Origin of the sequence: Glycomyces sp. L485, from assembly GCF_022548875.1 — a bacterium.
Taxonomy (GTDB): domain Bacteria; phylum Actinomycetota; class Actinomycetes; order Mycobacteriales; family Micromonosporaceae; genus Glycomyces.
In genome coordinates, this window is record NZ_JAKZEW010000017.1 from 61,649 (window position 1) to 81,694 (window position 20,046).

Genomic DNA, 20,046 nt, shown 5'->3' on the forward strand with positions numbered 1-20,046 from the left:
GATTGCTCGTCATGAGCGATGTCGTGAATGCGGTGCGCGCCGCCATGCCGGCCGTGCGCGCCGACCTGGAAGCACTCGTGCGGATCCCGGGAGTGGCCTTCGACGGGTTCGACCACGAGCCGGTCCGCCGGGGCGCCGACGAAGTCCAGCGGCTGCTGACCGAGGCCGGAGCCGCCGAGGTCAGGCAGATCAGGCACGGAATCGGGCAGCCGAGCGTGTTCGCCCACTTCCCCGCGCCCGCCGGACAGCCGACGGTGCTGCTGTACGCCCACCAGGACGTCCAGCCGGTCGGGGACCTGTCGCTGTGGGACCAGGAGGACCCGTTCGCGACCGTCGAGCGGGGCGGGCGCCTGTACGCGCGCGGCGTCGCCGACGACAAGGCCGGGGTCATGGCGCACGTCGCCGCGCTCCGCGCCCACGGCGGGAGGCCGCCGGTCGGCGTCAAACTCCTCATCGAGGGTGAGGAGGAGTTCGGATCCCCCACGCTGGAGGCGCTGCTGCGCACGCACCGCGGCGAGCTGGCCGCCGACGTCGTGGTAATCGCCGACTCCACGAACTGGCGCACCGACATCCCCGCGCTGACCACGACGCTGCGCGGCGTGATCAACGTCTACGTCGAGGTCGCGCTGCTGAGGGGCGCGGTCCACTCCGGCGTCTACGGCGGGGCCGTCCCCGACGCGCTCACGGCGCTGTGCCGACTGATGGCGACACTGCACGACGAGAACGGCGACGTGGCAGTGGAGGGCCTGGTCACCGCCGCGCCGATCGACCTCGCCTACGAGGAGGCGAAGCTGCGCGAGGAGACCGGGATGCTGAGCGGCGCCGAGTTCCTCGGATCCGGCTCGCTGACCGCGCGGATGTGGACGAAGCCGACCGCGACGGTCCTCGGCATCGACGCCCCGGGCGCGGCCGAGGCCGCGAACGCGCTCCAGCCGACCGCTCGCGCGAAGGTGTCGTTCCGGCTCGCCGCGGGCGACAGCGGCGCGAACGCGATCAAGGCGGTGACTGCGCACTTCGAGGCGCACGCGCCGTGGGGCGCCGAGGTCCGTGTGGTCCCCGAAGCCGGCGTCGGCGACCCGTGCGTGATCGACGCGACCGGGCCGGCGTTCGACGCGGCGCGGGCGGCCTTCACCGAGGCGTGGGACGGGACGGCGCCGGTCGAGATCGGCATCGGCGGCTCGATCCCGATGATCGCGACGTTCCAGGAGCTGTTCCCCGAGGCGTCGATCCTGGTGACCGGTGTGGAGGACCAGCTGTCGAATCCGCACGGCCCGAACGAGTCGCTCGACCTGAAGATGTTCGAACGCGTCTGCGTGGCCGAGGCGCTGCTGCTGGAGAAGCTCAAGAGGTAGAGCACAGGGCACGGGCGTCGCAGCGCCCGTCCCTGGTCTTAGAAGCTGTCGCGGAGCTTGCGAAGGAGCTTGGCGAGCGGGTCGCCGGAGGTCTCGAAGACGTCCCTGTAGGACTTCGCGGCGGCTTTGGCCTCTTCGGTGATCGAGGCGTTCGAGTCCTCGTCGCGCCGCGGGTAGTCCCCGGCCAGATACTCGCGGTACTCGCCCTCGTCGATCCATCGTTTGAGGGAGGCGGCGCGGGCGACGGAGAAGTCGTGGCTGCGCTGTTCCAGCAGCATGAGCTTCAGGAAGCTGTCGCGCATGTCGCCGCCGGTCTCGAACTCCTTGGCCTGCTCCAAGAACGCCGCGGTGTCGACATCGGACAGGTCGCCGCCGCCGGCCATCTTGGCCATGACGCGGATCGCGGCGGCCGGGTCCTGGACGGCGAGCGTCCCGGCCCGGTCGGCCGACAGCTCGGATTTTCGACTCCACTCGTACAGCGCGGCGGTGATGACGCGCAAGCCGACGACGCCGACGGGGATCCACGCGACCGAGGTCGTCAGGCGCAGCAGCACCATCAGCAGCGTGCGGTAGAGGCCGTGGCCAGACAGCGCATGGCCGAGCTCGTGGGCGATCAGGAAGCGCAGCTCGGTCTCGTCGAGAAGATCCAGCGACCCGGAGTTGATGACGATCAGCGGCTTGTCGATGCCGATGCACATGCCGCCGAGGTCGGGGTTGCGCGTGACGTAGAGCTCGGGGAGGTCGCCTTCGACATCGAGCGTGGCCGCGACGCCGAGGTAGGCCTCGTGGACGCGCGAGTACTGGTGGCGGTCGACCCTGATGGCCGAGCCGAGGAACATCAGCCGCAGGGCCCGCTCGGAGACCAGGCTGGAGAGCTTGCGGAGCACGATGTCGAAGCCGCGCAGCTCGCGCAGCGCGACCAGCGCGCCCCGGTCGGCCGGGTGCTCCCACGCCCGAGTCGATATGCCTCGCAGGACCACCGGCTCGCGGCTCGCCTGTCGGGGCTCGGATGTGGGTGACTGCTGGTCGGACATGCCCGCTCCTCACAGATCGTATGAGGCCAGTGTGACACAGTGCCTCCGCCCCGTGGCCTGCGCCGAGATCCGTGTCCTCCGAATGCCGGCGCGCACCCGCCCCGGACGACCACCGCTCCATGCCTGCCTGAGTCGCCAAGAGCCGCAACCGCTCTCCGCGTGACCTGCGGCGACTCCCCACTTAGGCCTTGGTAACAACTTGGCGACAACACTCCATCCGGCGCTTGACACTCGCGCGCTCAAGGACTACTCATTGACTTGGGTCAGCAATTCCGGGGCGTCGCGAAGAATCGTTTGGGGTGTTCTTCCGACGCCCCGTATCCGTGTGTCCGCTCCCAACGGGTATCCTTTGCGCTGGCGTGGCGTCCCTACTTCGAGCCCGCCGGGCGCCAGTAGCTCAGCTGGATAGAGCACCGGACTTCTAATCCGACGGTCGCAGGTTCGAATCCTGCCTGGCGCGCCACAGCAGCCCAGGTCAGAGGCCACATTCCCGGCAACACTCCGCCGCTTTCCAAGCTCTTGACTACTCTGCCGAACAACCCAGGCGAACCGACCCAGCCCTCGAACAGCGCATCTGCGCCCTGCGACGCCGGATCGGCTGGAGCCCGAAGCGCATTCGGTCTCAACTCTCGGCCTCGAGGGTTGAGGTGTTCCTTCACCCAGTCGGACCGCGACAACGAGGCCGTCCAGAAATGAGACGCGCCCGCAACGGCATCTCCGCGACGGCCGTGCCCTGGTATGTTGCCGTCTATGATGGGCTCCCCCGTCGCTGCAGGACAGGAGTCCCCTCATGAGAGCCGTCATCCAGGATCGCTACGGACCGCCCGACGTCATCGCCGTCGGCGATCTTCCGAAGCCGGAACCGGCGGACGATGAGATCCTGGTCCAGGTCAAGGCCGTCTCGCTGAACGGATCGGACCGCGAGAACCTCATCGGCAGGCCCTTCTACGCGCGCGTGGCCGGTCTGCGGCGTCCGCGCAATCCGGTGCCCGGATCCGATATCGCGGGGATCGTGGTGGCGGTGGGGAGTTCGGTGACCGAGTACGCGCCGGGCGACGAGGTGTTCGGTGAACTGCCCGGATACCGCGGCGCGCTCGCCGAGTTCGTGGCGACCTCACCGCGCCTGCTGGCCCGCAAGCCGCCGAGTCTGTCCTTCTCGGATGCGGCGGCGATCCCGCAGGCGGGCTGCATCGCGTTCCGCGCCACAAAGGGGCTCGGATCCGGTCACCGATTGCTGGTCAACGGCGCGGGAGGATCCGGTGGCGCGTTCGTGATCGGACTGGCCAAGCACCTCGGCGCTGCGGTCACCGCCGTGGACCGCGCCGACAAGCGAGACCACATGCTGCGCCTGGGCGCCGACGAGACGATCGACTTCGCCGAACAGGACTGGGCCGATCAGCGCGGCCGCTACGACCGCATCGTCGACCTGGTCGCGCACCGCTCGCCGTACCGCGCGCACAAGGCACTCCGCTCCGGCGGCACGTATCTGGTGGTGGGCGGGTACACACGGGTGCTGCTCGCGACCGCGCTCGCCGGATGGACGATCGGCCGATCCGACGGGAAGCGGGTCAAGGTGCTGGCGGTGCCGCAATCACGCACCGAACTCGAGGCGGTCACCGCCTTGGTGACCGACGGAGCCGTGGTCCCCGCGGTGGACCGGATCTATCCCCTGAAGGAGGCCCCAGCGATCTTCGAACGGCTGGCCGCCGGCGACAACCTGGGAAAGGTCATCGTCGAAGTCTCATAACCCGGACATGCCCGCCGCAGACCTGCCCGCAACGAGTCGCCGCATCGAGAACCGACTCCGTCGGTCGAGACCGTGCACACCTTTCATCGTCGGCGCGCGACGCACGACCGACTCTGGCCGAGGTTGCCCTCGTCAGCTTGCCGGGTCGTACTGGAACTGCCGGAGCTCCTGTGAGCAGCGGCAGGCGACGGCGATCTTCGCGGCCCACTCGAGTGCCGCCTCCCGCGAGGGCAGCTCGAGAATGGCGTAGCCGCCGTTGGGCACGTTGCAGCCCGGGTACGTGCCCTTGGTGACGGTGCCGTCACCAGCCACGAGCACCGGGTCTACGTCCTCGGTGATCCCTCCGCCGAAGACGTACACGCCCGCCGCCTTGGCCTCGTCGATGACGGCATGCGAAGCCTCAACCACCGTCTCGAATTCCTCTTCGGGGATCACCATGGCTTCACCGGGGAACGAGATCAGGTACTTCGTCATTCGGGGGCTCCTCTGCTCCGGCGGCGCCGTCCGTCGGCTCTTCTCTGCGGCACCGCTCTGGTGCCAAGCCCGATTATGGCTCCGGCGCCCGACATGTGGTCAAGGAACGAGCGTCACGACCTACCTGATCTCCTCGCGCGCCTCAGAAGTTGATCCGACGGGTTGTCGCTGATCTGACACACTGCTGCTCGGTTCGAAATCAACGCTGCACGACGGTGACCTACCAGACGCCGGGCCACGGCCTACAGGTCGAGCCAGGCCTCCCTGTCGCAGACCTTCCAGACGCCGTCTTCGCGTTCCAGAACGACGCCGAGTTCGTCGGACTTGCGGATCACCTCGATTTGACCGGCGTCCAGGTCGGGGTCGTCCCAGTCGATCTCATCCCATTCGATCGTGTTGTACTCGACGGCGGCATCGACCCTTGCCTGGTCTCCCTCGGTCGTCGTCCCGTCGAAACTCCAGTCCATCGCGTAGGCGTAATCGGGAACCGGGTCCTCGAACGAGTCCGCTCCCTCCTCGGATTCAAAGAAGGAGATGATGTCGTCGAGCAGCTCTTCGTCGTCGCCGCATATGAACGGCCTGATCGTCTCCACTGCCGCAACGGCGGTCTCGGGGTCGTTGAAGGCGTCCGACTCGATCGCGTCGAACGTCTCGAAGAACTTCTCGACCACGTCCTCTGGTTCGTCGGAGTCCCTCGGGGCCGAACTGCCGCCCCACGGCTGCAGCACCACGACTGTGACCAGGATGCCGAGAGCGAACGCGCCGCCCGCGATGCCGAGGACCAGTCCGGTCTTCGACTTCTTCGGTCGAGGAGGAGGGAAGCCGACGGGTGCGCCCTGCGGCGGATATCCGGGCTGCCGGGCAGCTTCTGAGCTCTCGGGGCCAGGGTCGCCAGGTCCCCGGTTCGGTTCCTGACCGGGCGGGGGCGGAGGTGTGGACATCTGGTTCCTTGCTGTCGGTTCGGGCGACTCGTTCTCGTTTGCCGGGACGGACGGCGGTCCAATCGTCTCAAATCCGGCGGCCTCCCTCGACTGGCGGCCATGAGCTGAGCGTTCACCTGCTGGTCACAGGTCCTCGAAAGTGACCCCGACAATGCCGCTCTCTCCGGTCAGTGTCGTGGTCAGGTCCGCCACCGAGCCCCTGCCGTGGAGCGTCAGCGTCGTGGCGCGCTCGCCGTTCTGCTCGTCCCGCACGGTGCTGATCTCGGTCACGGTGAAGCCCTCCCTCGTGCACATGGCGAGGGCCTCGGTGAGCGCGCCGGTGGAGGTGTAGACGAGGCGGAGTTTGCCGGTGCGCAGCGCGTGCCTGGCGATGGCGCGTTCGACCGGGTTCAGGCCGGTGACGACCGCCAGGTGCATGCCCGTCACTGCGATCGCGACCACCGGCAGTCCGGCGGCGCAGGCCATGGCGACGGCGGTCGTCACCCAGATCGAGGCCGCGGTGGTCATCCCGAACACCAGGTTCCGGTGGATGAAGATGACACCGGCGCCGAGGAAACCGATGCCGGCCACGACCTGCGCCGCGACACGCGCCGGGTCGACGCCCGGGGTGCCGGGGACGGCATCGGAGAATCCGAAGCGCCCGGCGATGACGAACATGGCCGCGCCGGCGGCGATGAGCGCGTGCGTGCGCATCCCGGCGGCCTTGCCCTGGTATTCGCGTTCGGCTCCGACCAAGATGCCCAGTACCGTGGCCAATGCGAGCAGGCCCATCAGTTCCCAGAAACTCATCGGTGCCGTCCTTCGAGTCCTCGACCGGCCTAGCGGCCGCCGGGCATCATCTCCCGGGCCTTGGTCTTCGTGCCCTGGATGAACACCTGCCAGGCTTCGGGATCACCTCTGAGCAGGGCCTGAGTCGTGGACTTGATCTGGTCCAGAGTCGCGTGCGGCGGGATCGGAGGCACGGCCGGGTCGCAGTGGACGTCGATGACGACGGGCCCGTCGGCCGAGAACGCCCGGTCCCAGGCGGCGCCGAGCCCGGCGGGCTCGTCGACGGTGATGCCTTCGAGACCGACCGTACGGGCGAAGTCGGCGTAGGAGATCCGCGGCAGCGTCTGCGACTCCTCGAACTTCGGCGCGCCGCCCATGGCGCGCAGCTCCCAGGTGACCTGGTTGAGGTCGCCGTTGTTGAACACGCACACGATCAGGCGCGGGTCCTCCCACAGCTCGCGGTAGCGCTCGATCGTGATGAGCTCGGCGAGGCCGTTCATCTGCATCGCGCCGTCGCCGACGAGTGCCACGGCCGGGCGCATCGGGTAGGCGAACTTCGCGCCGATCGCGTACGGCACCGCGGACCCCATCGTGGCGAGGGTGCCCGAGAGCGAGCCGCGCATGGTGCCGCGCATCTTGAGGTTGCGGGCGTACCAGTTCGTCGACGAGCCGGAGTCGGCGGTGACGATCGCGTCCTCGGGGATGCGCTTGGACAGCTCGTGGACGACCCGCATCGGGTTGACCGGGTCGGCGTCGATCATGGCCTGCTGTTCGAGCGTCTCCCACCAGGAGGCGACGTTGCGCTCGACGGTCTGCCTCCAGCCGTCGCGGGACCGCCGGTCGAGTCTCGGAATGAGCGCGCCGAGCGTGCCCTTGGCGTCCCCGACGAGGTTGACCTCGGTCGGGTAGCGCATACCGACCATCGCGCCGTCGAGGTCGATCTGGACGGCCTTGGCCTGCCCGAATTCGGGCAGGAACTGGGTGTACGGCATGTTGGAGCCGACGATGAGGAGCGTGTCGCAGTCGCGCATGAGCTCGTAGCTGGGCCGGGTGCCGAGCAGTCCGATCGCGCCGGTGACGAACGGCAGGTCGTCGGAGAGCACGTCCTTGCCGAGGAGCGCTTTGGCGACACCGGCGCCGGTGGCCTCGGCGACGCTGCGGATCTCCTCGGCGGCGCCGCGGGCGCCCTGGCCGACGAGGACGGCCACCTTCTCGCCGGCGTTGAGGATCTCCGCGGCCCGGTCGATCTCGTCGGCGGGCGGGAGCGCGGAGCTGCGCACGGGCCCCGGTTCGCTGGAGGGCACGTGCTTGAACTCGTGCTCGGGCGGCTTGTACTGCTCTTCCTGCAGGTCGGCGGGGATGATGACGGCGGTGGGGGCGTGGTGTGCCTCGGCGGTGCGGAAGGCGCGGTCGATGGCGACGGGCAGCTGCTCGCAGACCTCTACTTCGGCGAGGTAGTCGGAGGCGACGTCCTTGAACAGGGTGTGGAGGTCGACTTCCTGCTGGAAGGAGCCGCCCATGGCGCTGCGGGCGACCTGGCCGACGATCGCGACGACCGGGACGTGGTCGAGCTTGGCGTCGTAGAGCCCGTTGAGCAGGTGGATCGCGCCGGGCCCGGAGGTAGCCAGGCAGACGCCGGGCCGACCGGTGAACTTGGCGTAGCCGACGGCTTGGAAGGCCGACATCTCCTCGTGCCGCGATTGGACGAACCGTGGTTCGTTACCGGATTCGCCGAACGCGGCGATGATGCCGTTGATCCCGTCGCCGGGGTAGCCGAAGACCTGTTCGACGTCCCATTCGCGGAGTCGTTGGAGCACGTAGTCGCCTACTGTCACGGCCATGGTGAGCCTCCCTGGATCGCTGCGCTGACACCTGGACGCGTTGATTACCCTGCGGCGCAGCGATCAATCCTCAGGCGAGGAGGTCGGCCTCCCAGCCGTGCGGGCCCGATCCGGGGCCTTTCTCGCCCTTGACCAGGACGTAGTGCTCGGCGCCGGCGTGCTCCGCGGCGAGCTGCTCGCCGAGGACGTCGAGCCAGTCGCCGGCGGCGACCTGGGTGCGATAGGCGCGCATGGCGGCGGCCTTGCGTTCGGCGGCGGACGGGTCGCTGACGCAGGCGTCGACCTCGTCGTCGGGGGTGCCGAAGGGGAGGTCGTCGACCGAGCCGGCTCCTTCGAACGGGTTGTCGCTGGCTCCGGTGAAGGCGTCGAACTGCGCGGCGAGGAGGCTCTTTGACATCGTCGTCCAATAGATCTTGCGGACGTCGTGGGCCTCGCCGAGCTCGGGGCGCCAGGCGGGTTCGGCGGCGAGTTCGGCGCCGCGCATGGCGACGCGGTGGGCCTGGATGTGGTCGGGGTGGCCGTAGAAGCCGTCGGGGTCGTAGGTGACGAGGACTTCGGGGCGCCGCTCGCGGACGATGCGCACGAGGTCGGCGGCGGCGGTGTCGACGTCGGCGCCCCAGAACGCGCGCGGGTGCTCGTTGGAGTGGGTGCCCATCATCCCCGAGTCCCTCCAGCGGCCCACGCCGCCGAGGAAGTGGGTGTCGGTGACGCCGAGGGCCTCGGTGGCGTGGCGGTACTCCCAGTAGCGGTAGCCGCCGAGCTGGTCTGCCTCGGGAGCGGCGAGCATCGCGAGCTCGGGCACGCGGACCTCGCCCTCCTCGCCGAGGGTGCAGGTGACCACGGTGACGTGCGCGTCCGGCCGGGCCGCGTAGTGGGCGAGGGTGGCGCCGGTGCCGACGGTCTCGTCATCGGGGTGCGCGTGGACGAACAGAATGCCGCGTTCGGTCATGCCAAAAGGGTAGCCGCGCGCGCGTCGCCCGTCGGTGCACAGTGGTCACAAGCGTCTCATTGAAACCTATGAACACTACAGTTCCATTCCGAATTTTGCTCGTTATTGTGATCAACCCCATGTCCTGAACCCCTGCGCTGGGCGCTATCCTGCGCTGAGCGAGCAGTCGAGCCCGCACCGTCTGGACTTTCGCGCGAAGGGGCGCTGATGACCACCACCGACGACACCGCACTCCCGCCACCACCACGTGCCGCCATCAAGGAACGCGCTCTCCGGACCGACGACTGGATGCGCGGCCCGATCCTCACCGTCGTCGGCATCACCGTCTGGGTCGCCTACGCGACCTTCCGCGTCTTCTACCAGGGCGACTACTGGGTCGCCGACTACCACTACCTGACGCCGTTCTACTCCCCGTGCCTCTCCGACGGCTGCGTCCCCGACTCAGCGCACTTCGGACGGTTCATTCCCGACCACCCGCTCATCCCCTACGCCGCGCTGAGCCTGCCGTTCCTGCTCGCATTCCGACTCACCTGCTACTACTACCGCAAGGCCTACTACCGGTCGTTCTGGCTCTCCCCGCCCGCCTGCGCCGTCCCCGACGGCCACGCCCGCTACACCGGCGAGACCCGCTTCCCCCTCATCGGCCAGAACCTCCACCGCTACTTCTTCTACGCCGCCTTCGTCATCTCGGCCATCAACACCTACGACGCGATCCTCGCCTTCCACTCCCCCGCGGGATTCGGCTTCGGGATGGGGAACCTCGTGCTGGTCGCCAACGTGGTCCTGCTGTGGTGCTACACCCTCGGATGCCACTCCTGCCGCCACGTCATGGGCGGACGCCTGCGGCACTTCTCGAAGCACCCGATCAGATATCGACTGTGGACGGGTGTGACGGTCCTCAACAACCGCCACATGATGTGGGCCTGGATCACCCTCGCCTCGCTGGCGCTGACCGACTTCTACGTCATGGCCGTCGCGGCCGGCTGGATCTCCGACCTTCGATTCATCAACTGAGGCAGGCAAGCATGAGTGACATTTCGAACGACGCGGTCGAGCGACTGGCCTGCGACGTCCTCATCATCGGCGCCGGCGGCGCGGGCCTGCGGGCCGCCGTCGAGGCCAGGCTCGCCGGGAAGACCGTCATCGTCATCTCCAAGTCCCTGTTCGGCAAGGCCCACACGGTCATGGCCGAGGGCGGCGCGGCCGCCGCGATGGGCAACGTCAACTCCCGCGACAACTGGAAGGTCCACTTCCGCGACACCATGCGCGGCGGCAAGTTCCTCAACAACTACCGCATGGCCGAACTCCACGCCCAGGAGGCGCCCCACCGGATCTGGGAACTGGAGACCTACGGGGCCCTGTTCGACCGCACCCCCGACGGCCGCATCAGCCAGCGCAACTTCGGCGGCCACGAGTACCCGCGCCTCGCGCACGTCGGCGACAGGACGGGCCTGGAGCTCATCCGCACGCTCCAGCAGAAGCTCGTCTCTCTCCAGCAGGACGACAAGGCCGAGACCGGCTCGTACGACGAGCGGCTCAAGGTCATCGACGAGACCACCATCACCGAACTGCTCATCGCGGACGACGTCGTCCAGGGCGCCTTCGGGTACCGCAGGGGCGACGGCAGGTTCCTGACGATCGAGGCGCCCTCGATCGTCCTTGCGACCGGCGGCATCGGCCGCTCGTTCAAGGTCACCTCGAACTCCTGGGAGTACACCGGGGACGGGCACGCGCTGGCGCTCCGCGCGGGAGCGAGCCTCATCAACATGGAGTTCATCCAGTTTCACCCGACCGGCATGGTGTGGCCGCCGTCGGTGCGCGGCATCCTGGTGACCGAGTCGGTGCGCGGCGACGGCGGGGTCCTGAAGAACTCCGAGGGCAAGCGGTTCATGTTCGACTACGTCCCCGAAGTGTTCAAGGCGCAGTACGCCGACGACCCCGCGGAGGCCGACCGCTGGTACGACGATCCCGACCACAACCGGCGCCCGCCGGAGCTGCTGCCGCGCGACGAGGTGGCGCGGGCGATCAACTCCGAGGTGAAGGCGGGCAGGGGAAGCGAGCACGGTGGGGTCTACCTCGACATCGCCTCGCGGCGGAGCCCGGAGTACATCACCAAGAAGCTGCCGTCGATGTACCACCAGTTCAAGGAGCTCGCCGACGTCGACATCACGGCCGAGCCGATGGAGGTCGGGCCGACCTGCCACTACATCATGGGCGGGGTCGAGGTCGACGCCGAGACCGCCGAGTCCAAGGTGGGCGGCCTGTTCGCGGCCGGAGAGGTCTCCGGGGGGATGCACGGCTCGAACCGGCTGGGCGGCAACTCGCTGTCCGACCTGCTGGTTTTCGGCAAGCGCGCCGGGGAGTTCGCCGCAGAGCACGCCGACCGCGCCGGGCCGTCCAAGGTCACCGACACGCAGATCCACGACGCGATGGCGAACGCGCTGCGGCCCTTCGGCAACGACGGGGAGAACCCGTTCGCGCTCCAGTCCGAGCTCCAGGCGGTGAACGGCCGCCTCGTCGGCATCATCCGGCGCGCCGGGGAGCTCGAAGAGGCGCTCACGGAGCTGGAGGCGCTGCGCCCGAGGATCGATCGGGTCGCGGCCTCGGGTGGGCGGGCGTACAACCCCGGTTGGCACCTGGCGCTCGACCTGCAGAACATGCTCGTGTGCTCGATCGCGACCGCGAAGGCCGCGTTGGAACGCGACGAGTCGCGCGGCGGGCACACCCGCGAGGACGCGCCCGGCATGGACCCGCAGTGGCGCAAGACGAACCTCGTCGCCACGCTCGAATCCGGCGAGGTGAAGCTGCGGCGCAAGCCGGTGCCGCCGATCCCGGTCGAGTTGCTGGCGCTGTTCGAGACCGGTGAGCTGGCCAAGTACATGACCCCCGAGGAATACCAGACCGCCGCTGGGGCCGAAGTGCCCGGGGCGGGCCAGGAGGACGCCGAATGAGCACGCGAACATTCCGAGTGTGGCGCGGCGACGCCGACGGCGGCGACTTCGCCGAGTTCGACGTCGAGGTCAACGAGGGCGAGGTGATCCTCGACGTCGTCCACCGAATCCAGGCCGAGCAGGCGCCGGACCTGGCGGTGCGGTGGAACTGCAAGGCCGGCAAGTGCGGCTCGTGCTCGGCCGAGGTGAACGGGATGCCTCGGTTGATGTGCATGACGCGCATGAACCTGTTCAACGAGGGCGAGGCGGTGACGATTACGCCGCTTCGGACCTTCCCCATCGTGCGGGACCTGGTGTGCGACGTGTCGTTCAACTACGAGAAGGCCCGCGAGATGCCGGCGTTCGAGCCGCCGGCGGATCTCAAGCCCGGCGAGTACCGGATGAAGCAGGTCGACGTCGAACGCGGCCAGGAGTTCAGGAAGTGCATCGAGTGCTTCCTGTGCCAGAACACCTGTCACGTGGTGCGCGATCACGAGGAGAACAAGCCGCCGTTCTCGGGCCCGCGCCTGTTCATCAGGGCCGCCGAGCTCGACATGCACCCGCTGGACGCGCGCGGCGACCGCGGGGAGTTCGCGCAGGACGAGCAGGGCCTGGGCTACTGCAACATCACCAAGTGCTGCACCGAGGTCTGCCCGGAGCACATCCACATCACGGACAACGGGATCATCCCGATGAAGGAGCGGGTGGCGGGCGACCGCTACGACCCGCTGGTGTGGCTGGGGCGCAAGATCTTCCGGAAGGGGAAGAAGGAGAGCGGACAGGCCTGAGGCCCGCCCGCTCCCGGATCCGCGCTAGTCGTCGGCGGCCTTGACGAGCTCGATCTCGACGTCGATGTTGCCGCGGGTGGCGTTCGAGTAAGGGCACACCTGGTGCGCCTTGGCGACCAGGCCTTCGGCGACGGCGCGGTCGGTGCCGGGGGTGCTGACTTCGAGGGTGGCGGCGAGCCCGAAGCCCTCGCCTTCCTTGCCGATGCCGACGGCGGCGGTCACCGTGGAGTCGCCGAGGTCGACCTTGGACATGCGCGCGACCAGCTGGAGCGCGCTGTGGAAGCAGGCGGCGTATCCGGCCGCGAACAGCTGCTCGGGGTTCGACTTGCCGCCGGGGCCGCCGAGCTCCTTCTGGATGGCCAGATCGAGCTCGATGAGGCCGTCGTCGGTGGCGACGTGTCCGTCGCGGCCGGCGCCGGAGGAGGTTGCGTTCGCGGTGTAAAGCGACTTCATGGTGTCTCCTTCTTCGGTGGGTCGATGTGTTCTCTGACCGAGTCGGCGAGCCGGTTGAGCTGGTCGCGCAGACCGTTGATCTCCTCTATGGACATCTTGGAGGCGCGGCCGATGGCCAGGGGGATCTCGCAGCCCTCTTCCTCAAGGGCCGCACCGGCTTCGGTCAGGTGGACGGTGACGCGGCGCTCATCTCCGCTCTCGCGGCGGCGCTCGACGAGACCGGCGGTCTCCAGGCGTTTGACCAGTGGCGAGACGGTGCCCGAGTCGAGGTGCAGCGACTCCCCGAGCTCGCCGACGGCGAGACCGTCGGAGTCCCACAGCGCCATGAGGACCAGGAACTGCGGGTAGGTCAGGCCGAGTCGGTCGAGCAGCGGCCGGTAGAAGCCGATGACGGCCCGCGATGCACTGTAGAGCGCGAAGCAGGCCATCTCGCGGAGTCGCGGTTCCTCGTTCACGTCGACAACCATAGTGCACAACTACATTGTGCACAATATAATTGCGGGTGACCTGTACCGCTCGCTCGGGGGGCCGGGCTCAGATGGTGACGCGGGCGGCGATGGCACGCACCGCCGACTCGGGATCCGCCGCGATCTCAGGCGGGAAGTTTCCGGATATGAGCAGCTCGGCGAAGCCGTGGACGAGCGACCAGGCGGCGATCGCGGTCGGGTTGTGGCCGCCGCGGTCGGCGCCGCCCGCGCCTCGGTGGAGCATTTCCCTCGAGTCGGCCTGGGCGCGAAGAAGTTCGGGGTCGTCGTCGTGGAGGAGCTCGGGCCGGAACATGACCTCGAAGTGGGCGCGGTTGTCGATGGCGAAGCGCACGTAGGCTATGCCGACTTCCAGGAAGTTCCCCGTGTCCCGCCACACGCGTTCGAGCGCGGCGGCGAAGCGTTCGTGCCCCTGGATCGCGACGGCGGTCAAGAGCCCAGCCTTGTCGCCGAAGTGGTGCGCGGGGGCGGCGTGGGAGACGCCGGCTCGTTTGGCGACGGCCCGGAGGCTCAGGGCGCTGGGCCCGCCTTCGGCTATGGCCTCGACGGCGGCGTCGATGAGGGCCCTGCGTAGGTCGCCGTGGTGGTACGAGTCGTTCATGAGAGCCACTGTAGCGCGCATCTTGACAGTGTCAAACTTCACTGCCATTGAAACGCCGAATAACTTGACGTTGTCAAGACCGCTGCATACCTTGGACCTCAGGCCCGCACACGATTGGATGCTCTGATGTTCGAGTCCACTTTCGCACTCAGCGACGCCTCCCGCGTCGTCGCCGGAGTCGTCCTGCTCACCATCGTCACCATCGAGCTCGGCGGGACCTTCCTGGTCAGGATCGCCAGCGGCAAGGTTCCTCTCACCGAGTTCCAGAAGTCGTTCTCGCGCGCCGGGCATGCCCACGCCGGCGTCTTGGTCATCCTGAGTCTCATCGGCCTCGCCCTCGCCGACGCGACGGACCTCGACGGGTTCTGGGGCTGGGTCGCCCGCGGCGCGGTCCCGCTGGCCGCGATCCTCATGTCCGGCGGATTCTTCGCCTCGATGGCGGGCAGAGGCCGCACCGAGCCGAACAAGGCGATCCTCGTCCTCTTCGCCGGGGCCGCAAGCCTCGCGATCGGCACCCTGACCCTTGGAATCGGCCTGCTGATCGCCTGAGGGACCGGGTCCGCTTCAAGTCGGGGGATTCTGAGCCACTCTCGCGATTTCTCCGATCCCGGCCTCGTCCGGGGCGACCCGTGTTTGACTGGAGATCGGTGATCGAACGACGCGACCGAAAGGTACGGCAATGGATCACACGATCAATCCGGCCCGCTCGGGCCTCAGTCTCCTAATCGCGGTAGTGCTCGGAGTGGCACTACTGGCGTCATGCAACGACATCGAGGGCGGAAGCGGCGGCGACGGGGCGCCCGACGAGGGCGCCGAATTGACCACCTCCGCGGAGGAGACGACCGGCGCGGACGAGACCACCGGCGCGGAGGAGACCTCTCCCGAGGAGGAGACGACCAGCGCGGAGGAGACGACCGGAGCCGAGGAGACCACTCCCGAGGAGGAGACGACCTCCGAGGAGGAGACCACTCCCGAGGAGGAGACCACCAGCGCCGAGGAGACCACCTCCGAAGAGGAGACCACCTCCGAGGACGGCGGGGGCGAAGACCTCAGCTACACGTTCACCGGCTCAGGAAGCAAGACAACGGAGACCACCCAGCTCAAGGGCGACTACGTGGTGACCTACAGCGTCACCGGCAATGTCCTGGTGGACATCGAGTCCAACTTCATTGCGGATCTTTCCAACAAGGACGACGCGTTGGACTACAGCTTGATCGTGAACGATATCGGCTCCGACATCGAGAGCACCACGAACGTCTATGGGCTGGACGGCGAGTACTACATGGACGTCGTCGCGGAAGGTGACTGGTCGATCGAGTTCGTGCAGCAGTAGTCGCACGGCGGCGTGGCGAACTCGGGCTCGACTCCTGTCGTGTGAAGCCGCTCGAAGCCGGCTTCCCGCGAGTCCGCCACGACGCGACCGGCGCAGTCCTTCTGATCGCCTGAGGCCACCGCCTCACCGCCGCCCTTGGGCATGCCGCGAGGTCCCGGCTAGGCTTGTACCTCGTGAAACTCAGCATCGGTATCGTCGGCCTGCCCAACGTCGGCAAGAGCACGCTCTTCAACGCGCTGACCCGCTCGGAGATCCTGGCGGCGAACTATCCGTTCGCCACGATCGAGCCCAACGTCGGCGTGGTCGCCGTCCCCGACGACCGGCTGCCGAAGTTGGCCGAGATCTACGAATCCGAGAAGATCCTCCCGGCGACGGTGACGTTCGTCGACATCGCGGGGCTCGTCAAGGGCGCCTCCGAGGGCGCCGGCAAGGGCAACCAGTTCCTGTCGAACATCCGCGAGTGCTCGGCGATCGCGCAGGTGGTGCGCGTCTTCGAGGACGGCAACGTCACCCACGTCGACGGGAAGGTCGCCCCTCTCGACGACATCGAGACCATCAACACCGAGCTGATCCTGGCCGACCTCCAGACCATCGACAACGCCCTGCCGCGCCTGGAGAAGGAGGCGCGCATGGACAAGTCGAAGCAGGCGAAGGTGAAGGCGGTCCAGCAGGCGCGCGAGGTCCTCGACGGCGGCAAGACCGCGTTCGCGGCCGGGCTCGACACCGAGCTGCTGTACGACCTGCATCTGCTCACCGCCAAGCCGTTCATTTACGTGTTCAACGTCGACGAGGACCAGGTGGGCGACGGGGCGCTCGCGGCGAAGCTGCGCGACATGGTGGCCCCGGCACAGGCGGTCGTCCTCGACGCGAAGTTCGAGTCCGAGCTGGTCGACCTGGAGCCCGAGGAGGCTCGCGAGCTGCTGGAGTCGACCGGGCAGACCGAGCCGGGCCTCGACCGGCTCGCCAGTGTCGGCTTCTCGACGCTCGGCCTCCAGACCTATCTGACGGCGGGCCCGAAGGAGACGCGGGCGTGGACGATCCCGCAGGGCGCCACGGCGCCCGAGGCGGCCGGGGAGATCCACACCGACTTCCAGCGCGGCTTCATCAAGGCCGAGATCGTCTCGTTCGACGACCTCGTGGAGGCCGGGACCATGCAGGCGGCCAAGGCCGCCGGGAAGGTCCGCATGGAGGGCAAGGACTACGTGATGGCCGACGGCGACGTCGTCGAGTTCAGGTTCAACGTATAGGAGCAGCGGACGCTCAGCGGCCGCGCCGGACGGCTGAGGGCTCGGCGCGGCTGCGCCGAGCCCTCAGCCGGTTCGCCTAACTGGTTCCTCTTGAGCCAGCGGGAGAAGCGGCCCCTGGAGAGGTCGGCGTTCTCCTCGGTGGCGAGGTCGCCCGCGATGGTGATGTACGCGCTCTCGACCCGTCCGGCGAAGGTCACGTCAGTGGGGCTGACCCCTCCGTCCCGGTTGAGCACGATGAGTGTGGCGTGGTCGGACCGAGTCACATCCGGATGGACGTCGAGCGTGTCGGCGAAGATCTTGATCTGTTCGGCGAGCTCCGCGTGCTGGGATTCGTCAAGCGGCAGCGTCCGCGCGAGGCGGCCGTCGTCCGCTTCCCAGCCGTTGAGCTCCTTGAGCGCGTCCAGCAGCACGTTGTCGTCTTGCTCCGTTCTCTCCATATGGCACCGTCGCCATCGGTAAAGGCCGCGTTCCAACAGACGCCCAGCAGTGACTGGGCCGCAGCCGATCAGTAAGGTGGGTGTTGCGGCTCCCGTTGACACGAGGGGCGTTCGTGTCTGAATTGTCGCCGTATCTTTATCATTTCTGAACCGAGTGTTCCCCTTCGCTCAGCTTCTGTCCAGACCGGCATATGCGACATTTCGGAAATATCAGAAATTAAGTGACATTACTTGTCTGTTTTTGTGCGGGCGGGCGCGATTCCTGACCGATGGTTCCATCCGATATCACCCGAACGTATGATCAATCTCGTGGAAATCACCTGGTCACAGACTGTTACAGCACGCCCAGAACGGCACCGACCGTTACAATCACGCGACTTCTGCGTGGTAGAGACCGACCGGGCACGGATAGACTCCCACCGTGAACCAACCACGTCTCGTCGTCGGCGCCGCGATCTGCGCGGGGGACAAGGTCCTCGCCGCCGCGCGCGCCTACCCGCCGGACCTCGCCGGCCTCTGGGAGTTCCCCGGCGGCAAGGTCGAACCCGACGAGACCGAGGCCGACGCGCTGCGCCGCGAATGCCGCGAGGAACTCGGCGTCGACATCGACGTGGGCGAACGCGTCGGCTCCGACCTCGTCACCGGAGACGGCCGGTTCCTCCTGCGCGTCTACCGCGCGAGCCTGCGCGGCGGCGAACCGGAGGCGCGCGAGCACGCCGGCCTGCGCTGGCTGTCGGCCGGCGAGCTGGACGACGTGCCGTGGCTGCCGGGCAACCGGCCGGTGGTCGAGACTCTCCGAGAGCTGCTCGCGGCCTAAAGGATCGTCGGTTGAGGGGATACCGTTACCGTGCCGAACGATCAGCCCGAGCACGGAGGCCTGCGCATGCCTGAGTTGGACATCGTCATCCGCGGAGCCGAGGTCGTCGACGGGACCGGCGCCGACCGGTTTCGCGCCGACGTCGGGGTCAAGGACGGCCGCATCGTCGCCGTCACCGCCGACGAGAGGCTCGGCGGCGCACGGGTCATCGACGCGGGCGGCCTGGTCTGCGCGCCCGGCTTCATCGACATGCACGCCCACTCAGAGCTCGCGGTCCTCCACGACCACGACCACCTCGCCAAACTCGGCCAGGGCTGCACGCTCGAAGTGCTCGGACAGGACGGGCTCAGCTACGCGCCGATCGACGACGACACCGCGCCCCTGATGTGGGAGGCCATCGCCGCCTGGAACGGCCGCCCGGAGGGCGTGGAGCTGACGTGGCGGAGCGTCGGCGAGTATCTCGACCGCGTCGACAAGGGCACCCCGACGAACGTCGCCTACCTCGTCCCGCACGGCACCGTCCGGATGCTCGCGATGGGCTGGGACGACCGGCCGCCGACCGAGGCGGAGCTGGCGCTCATGAAGACGCTCGTCGCGACCGGGCTCGAAGAGGGCGCGGTAGGACTGTCGGCGGGCCTGAGCTACCCGCCGGGCATGTACGCCGACACCGCCGAGCTCGTCGAGCTGTGCGCGGTGGTCGCCCGCTACGGCGGCTACTTCGGTCCGCACCAGCGCAGCTACGGCGCGGGGGCCCTGGAGGGCTACGCGGAGATGATCGCGATCGCCCGCGCCTCCGGCTGCGACCTGCACCTGGCCCACGCCACGATGAACTACGAGGTCAACGCTCATCGGGCCGGTGAGCTGCTCAAGCTCGTCGACGCGGCGCTGGACGAGGGGATCGACATCGGCCTGGACACCTACCCGTACCTGGCGAGCATGACGATGCTCGCCGCGCTGCTGCCGAGCTGGTCGGTCGAAGGCGGCTACGAGGCGCTCGCCACCCGCCTTAGTGACGGCGTCGTCCGGCAGCGGATCATCCACGAGCTCGACGTGACCGGCACCGACGGGGCCAACGGCGTCCCGGTGGACTGGGAGCGGATCGAGATCGCCGGGGTGGTGAAGCCCGAACTGCGGCACCTGGTCGGCGACACCGTCGCCGGCGCGGCCCGGGCCGCTTCGGCGACGCCCTCCGAGTACTACCTTGACCTGCTGGTCTCGGACGACTTCGGCACCGCCTGCCTGCTGCATGTGGGCAACGAGGAGAACGTCCGCGAGATCATGCTGCACCGCACCCACACCGGCTCCAGCGACGGAGTGCTGCACGGAGAGAAGATCCACCCGCGCGCCTGGGGAAGCTTCGCGCGCTACCTCGGCCACTACTGCCGGGATCTCGGACTGTTCTCATTGGAGGACATCGTCGCCCATCTGACGAGCCGTCCGGCTCGGAGGCTCGGCCTGGCCGACCGCGGCGTCGTGGCCCCCGGCATGGCCGCCGACCTGGTCGTGTTCGAACCGGGTTCCGTCGCGGACCGCGCGACGTTCGCCGAGCCGCGCCGCCAGGCGGCCGGGATCCCGTTCGTCGTCGTCAACGGCCGCCTGGCCGTCGACGACGAACGGCGCACCGACGCCCTCGCGGGCCGGTCGGTGCGCCGTCAGCCGCATCGGTGAAACGGTCAGGCATCGCCTCCCGCGAGCACGAAGTCCGCATCGACGACCGCTCCGGCGACCACCTCGGCACCGGCGGTGCCCGGCTCCCAGCCGTCGGCGGTGGCCCGCAGAGCGGCCGACCCGGCGTCGGTGAACAGCGCTTGACATCCTTCTCGCTCTAAAGGGACGAGGATTCCCGGCT

19 protein-coding genes, 1 tRNA gene and 1 pseudogene are annotated in these 20,046 nt (G+C 68.4%); 11 read left to right on the plus strand and 10 right to left on the minus strand.

All coding sequences use genetic code 11. The features are described 5' to 3' along the window. The first annotated feature begins 11 nt into the window (after positions 1-11). Positions 12-1,352, plus strand: a complete 1,341-nt coding sequence (locus L0U85_RS10730) for a dipeptidase (RefSeq protein ID WP_241377753.1) — start codon at positions 12-14, stop codon at positions 1,350-1,352. Between the two features lie 38 nt (positions 1,353-1,390). Here the strand turns inward: L0U85_RS10730 and L0U85_RS10735 are convergent, their stop codons facing one another. Beyond that, a complete protein-coding gene (locus L0U85_RS10735; protein ID WP_241377754.1) occupies positions 1,391-2,386 on the minus strand; it encodes a M48 family metallopeptidase in 996 nt (331 codons plus the stop codon). Positions 2,387-2,772: 386 nt separating this feature from the next. Here L0U85_RS10735 and L0U85_RS10740 point away from each other — a divergent pair. Both L0U85_RS10740 and L0U85_RS10745 read left to right on the plus strand, forming a co-directional pair. Next, a tRNA-Arg gene (locus L0U85_RS10740) sits at positions 2,773-2,849 on the plus strand. Between the two features lie 327 nt (positions 2,850-3,176). Next, a complete protein-coding gene (locus L0U85_RS10745; RefSeq protein WP_241377755.1) occupies positions 3,177-4,133 on the plus strand; it encodes an NAD(P)-dependent alcohol dehydrogenase in 957 nt (318 codons plus the stop codon). A gap of 132 nt (positions 4,134-4,265) precedes the next feature. On the opposite strand, the gene L0U85_RS10750 is transcribed toward L0U85_RS10745, so the two are convergent. The 5 genes from L0U85_RS10750 to mshB all read right to left on the minus strand — a co-directional run bounded on the left by L0U85_RS10750 (position 4,266) and on the right by mshB (position 9,106). Further along, the gene (locus L0U85_RS10750; RefSeq protein ID WP_241377756.1) at positions 4,266-4,607 is read right to left on the minus strand and encodes a YciI family protein; all 342 of its coding nucleotides are present in this window, start codon (positions 4,605-4,607) and stop codon (positions 4,266-4,268) included. Between the two features lie 242 nt (positions 4,608-4,849). Continuing rightward, complete coding sequence (locus tag L0U85_RS10755; protein WP_241377757.1) at positions 4,850-5,548, minus strand: hypothetical protein; 699 nt, start codon at positions 5,546-5,548, stop codon at positions 4,850-4,852. Positions 5,549-5,671: 123 nt separating this feature from the next. Then, positions 5,672-6,337 carry an MgtC/SapB family protein gene (locus L0U85_RS10760; protein WP_241377758.1) on the minus strand — a complete coding sequence of 222 codons (666 nt, stop codon included), beginning with the start codon at positions 6,335-6,337 and terminating at the stop codon, positions 5,672-5,674. A 29-nt stretch (positions 6,338-6,366) separates the two neighbouring features. Continuing rightward, positions 6,367-8,157, minus strand: coding sequence for a thiamine pyrophosphate-requiring protein (locus tag L0U85_RS10765; protein WP_241377759.1), 1,791 nt, complete (start codon positions 8,155-8,157; stop codon positions 6,367-6,369). Positions 8,158-8,227: 70 nt separating this feature from the next. Next, complete coding sequence (mshB, locus tag L0U85_RS10770) at positions 8,228-9,106, minus strand: N-acetyl-1-D-myo-inositol-2-amino-2-deoxy-alpha-D-glucopyranoside deacetylase (RefSeq protein ID WP_241377760.1); 879 nt, start codon at positions 9,104-9,106, stop codon at positions 8,228-8,230. A gap of 207 nt (positions 9,107-9,313) precedes the next feature. Between mshB and L0U85_RS10775 the strand changes: the two genes are divergently transcribed. The 3 genes and pseudogenes from L0U85_RS10775 to L0U85_RS10785 form a co-directional block, all read left to right on the plus strand. Continuing rightward, a complete protein-coding gene (locus L0U85_RS10775; RefSeq protein ID WP_241377761.1) occupies positions 9,314-10,120 on the plus strand; it encodes a hypothetical protein in 807 nt (268 codons plus the stop codon). A gap of 11 nt (positions 10,121-10,131) precedes the next feature. Beyond that, positions 10,132-12,057 (plus strand): fumarate reductase/succinate dehydrogenase flavoprotein subunit, encoded by a 1,926-nt coding sequence (locus L0U85_RS10780; protein ID WP_241377762.1) that lies wholly within the window; start codon positions 10,132-10,134, stop codon positions 12,055-12,057. Next, positions 12,054-12,803, plus strand: a pseudogene (locus L0U85_RS10785) (succinate dehydrogenase/fumarate reductase iron-sulfur subunit); the annotation flags it as partial. The gene L0U85_RS10780 and the pseudogene L0U85_RS10785, both read left to right, overlap by 4 nt. A 45-nt stretch (positions 12,804-12,848) precedes the next feature. Here L0U85_RS10785 and L0U85_RS10790 read toward each other — a convergent pair. The 3 genes from L0U85_RS10790 to L0U85_RS10800 all read right to left on the minus strand — a co-directional run bounded on the left by L0U85_RS10790 (position 12,849) and on the right by L0U85_RS10800 (position 14,363). Beyond that, positions 12,849-13,277: an organic hydroperoxide resistance protein gene (locus L0U85_RS10790; protein ID WP_241377764.1), complete on the minus strand. Its 429-nt coding sequence runs from the start codon at positions 13,275-13,277 to the stop codon at positions 12,849-12,851. Then, on the minus strand, positions 13,274-13,732 hold the full coding sequence (locus L0U85_RS20695; RefSeq protein WP_347177417.1) for a MarR family transcriptional regulator: 459 nt from the start codon (positions 13,730-13,732) through the stop codon (positions 13,274-13,276). Before L0U85_RS20695 ends, L0U85_RS10790 begins: the two co-directional genes overlap by 4 nt. A 79-nt stretch (positions 13,733-13,811) precedes the next feature. Continuing rightward, complete coding sequence (locus L0U85_RS10800) at positions 13,812-14,363, minus strand: TetR/AcrR family transcriptional regulator (RefSeq protein WP_241377765.1); 552 nt, start codon at positions 14,361-14,363, stop codon at positions 13,812-13,814. A 126-nt stretch (positions 14,364-14,489) separates the two neighbouring features. Between L0U85_RS10800 and L0U85_RS10805 the strand changes: the two genes are divergently transcribed. The 3 genes from L0U85_RS10805 to ychF all read left to right on the plus strand — a co-directional run bounded on the left by L0U85_RS10805 (position 14,490) and on the right by ychF (position 16,943). Then, positions 14,490-14,912 carry a hypothetical protein gene (locus tag L0U85_RS10805; protein WP_241377766.1) on the plus strand — a complete coding sequence of 141 codons (423 nt, stop codon included), beginning with the start codon at positions 14,490-14,492 and terminating at the stop codon, positions 14,910-14,912. 130 nt (positions 14,913-15,042) lie between these two features. After that, complete coding sequence (locus L0U85_RS10810; RefSeq protein ID WP_241377767.1) at positions 15,043-15,696, plus strand: hypothetical protein; 654 nt, start codon at positions 15,043-15,045, stop codon at positions 15,694-15,696. A 173-nt stretch (positions 15,697-15,869) separates the two neighbouring features. After that, complete coding sequence (gene ychF, locus L0U85_RS10815; protein WP_241377768.1) at positions 15,870-16,943, plus strand: redox-regulated ATPase YchF; 1,074 nt, start codon at positions 15,870-15,872, stop codon at positions 16,941-16,943. Here ychF and L0U85_RS10820 read toward each other — a convergent pair. Continuing rightward, positions 16,895-17,380 (minus strand): 4a-hydroxytetrahydrobiopterin dehydratase, encoded by a 486-nt coding sequence (locus tag L0U85_RS10820; protein ID WP_241377769.1) that lies wholly within the window; start codon positions 17,378-17,380, stop codon positions 16,895-16,897. The genes ychF and L0U85_RS10820 overlap by 49 nt on opposite strands. Positions 17,381-17,801: 421 nt before the next feature. Between L0U85_RS10820 and L0U85_RS10825 the strand changes: the two genes are divergently transcribed. Together L0U85_RS10825 and L0U85_RS10830 are read left to right on the plus strand one after the other, a co-directional pair. After that, positions 17,802-18,197 carry a (deoxy)nucleoside triphosphate pyrophosphohydrolase gene (locus L0U85_RS10825; protein ID WP_241377770.1) on the plus strand — a complete coding sequence of 132 codons (396 nt, stop codon included), beginning with the start codon at positions 17,802-17,804 and terminating at the stop codon, positions 18,195-18,197. 75 nt (positions 18,198-18,272) lie between these two features. Next, the gene (locus L0U85_RS10830) at positions 18,273-19,865 is read left to right on the plus strand and encodes a D-aminoacylase (protein ID WP_347177418.1); all 1,593 of its coding nucleotides are present in this window, start codon (positions 18,273-18,275) and stop codon (positions 19,863-19,865) included. Positions 19,866-20,046: the final 181 nt, after the last annotated feature.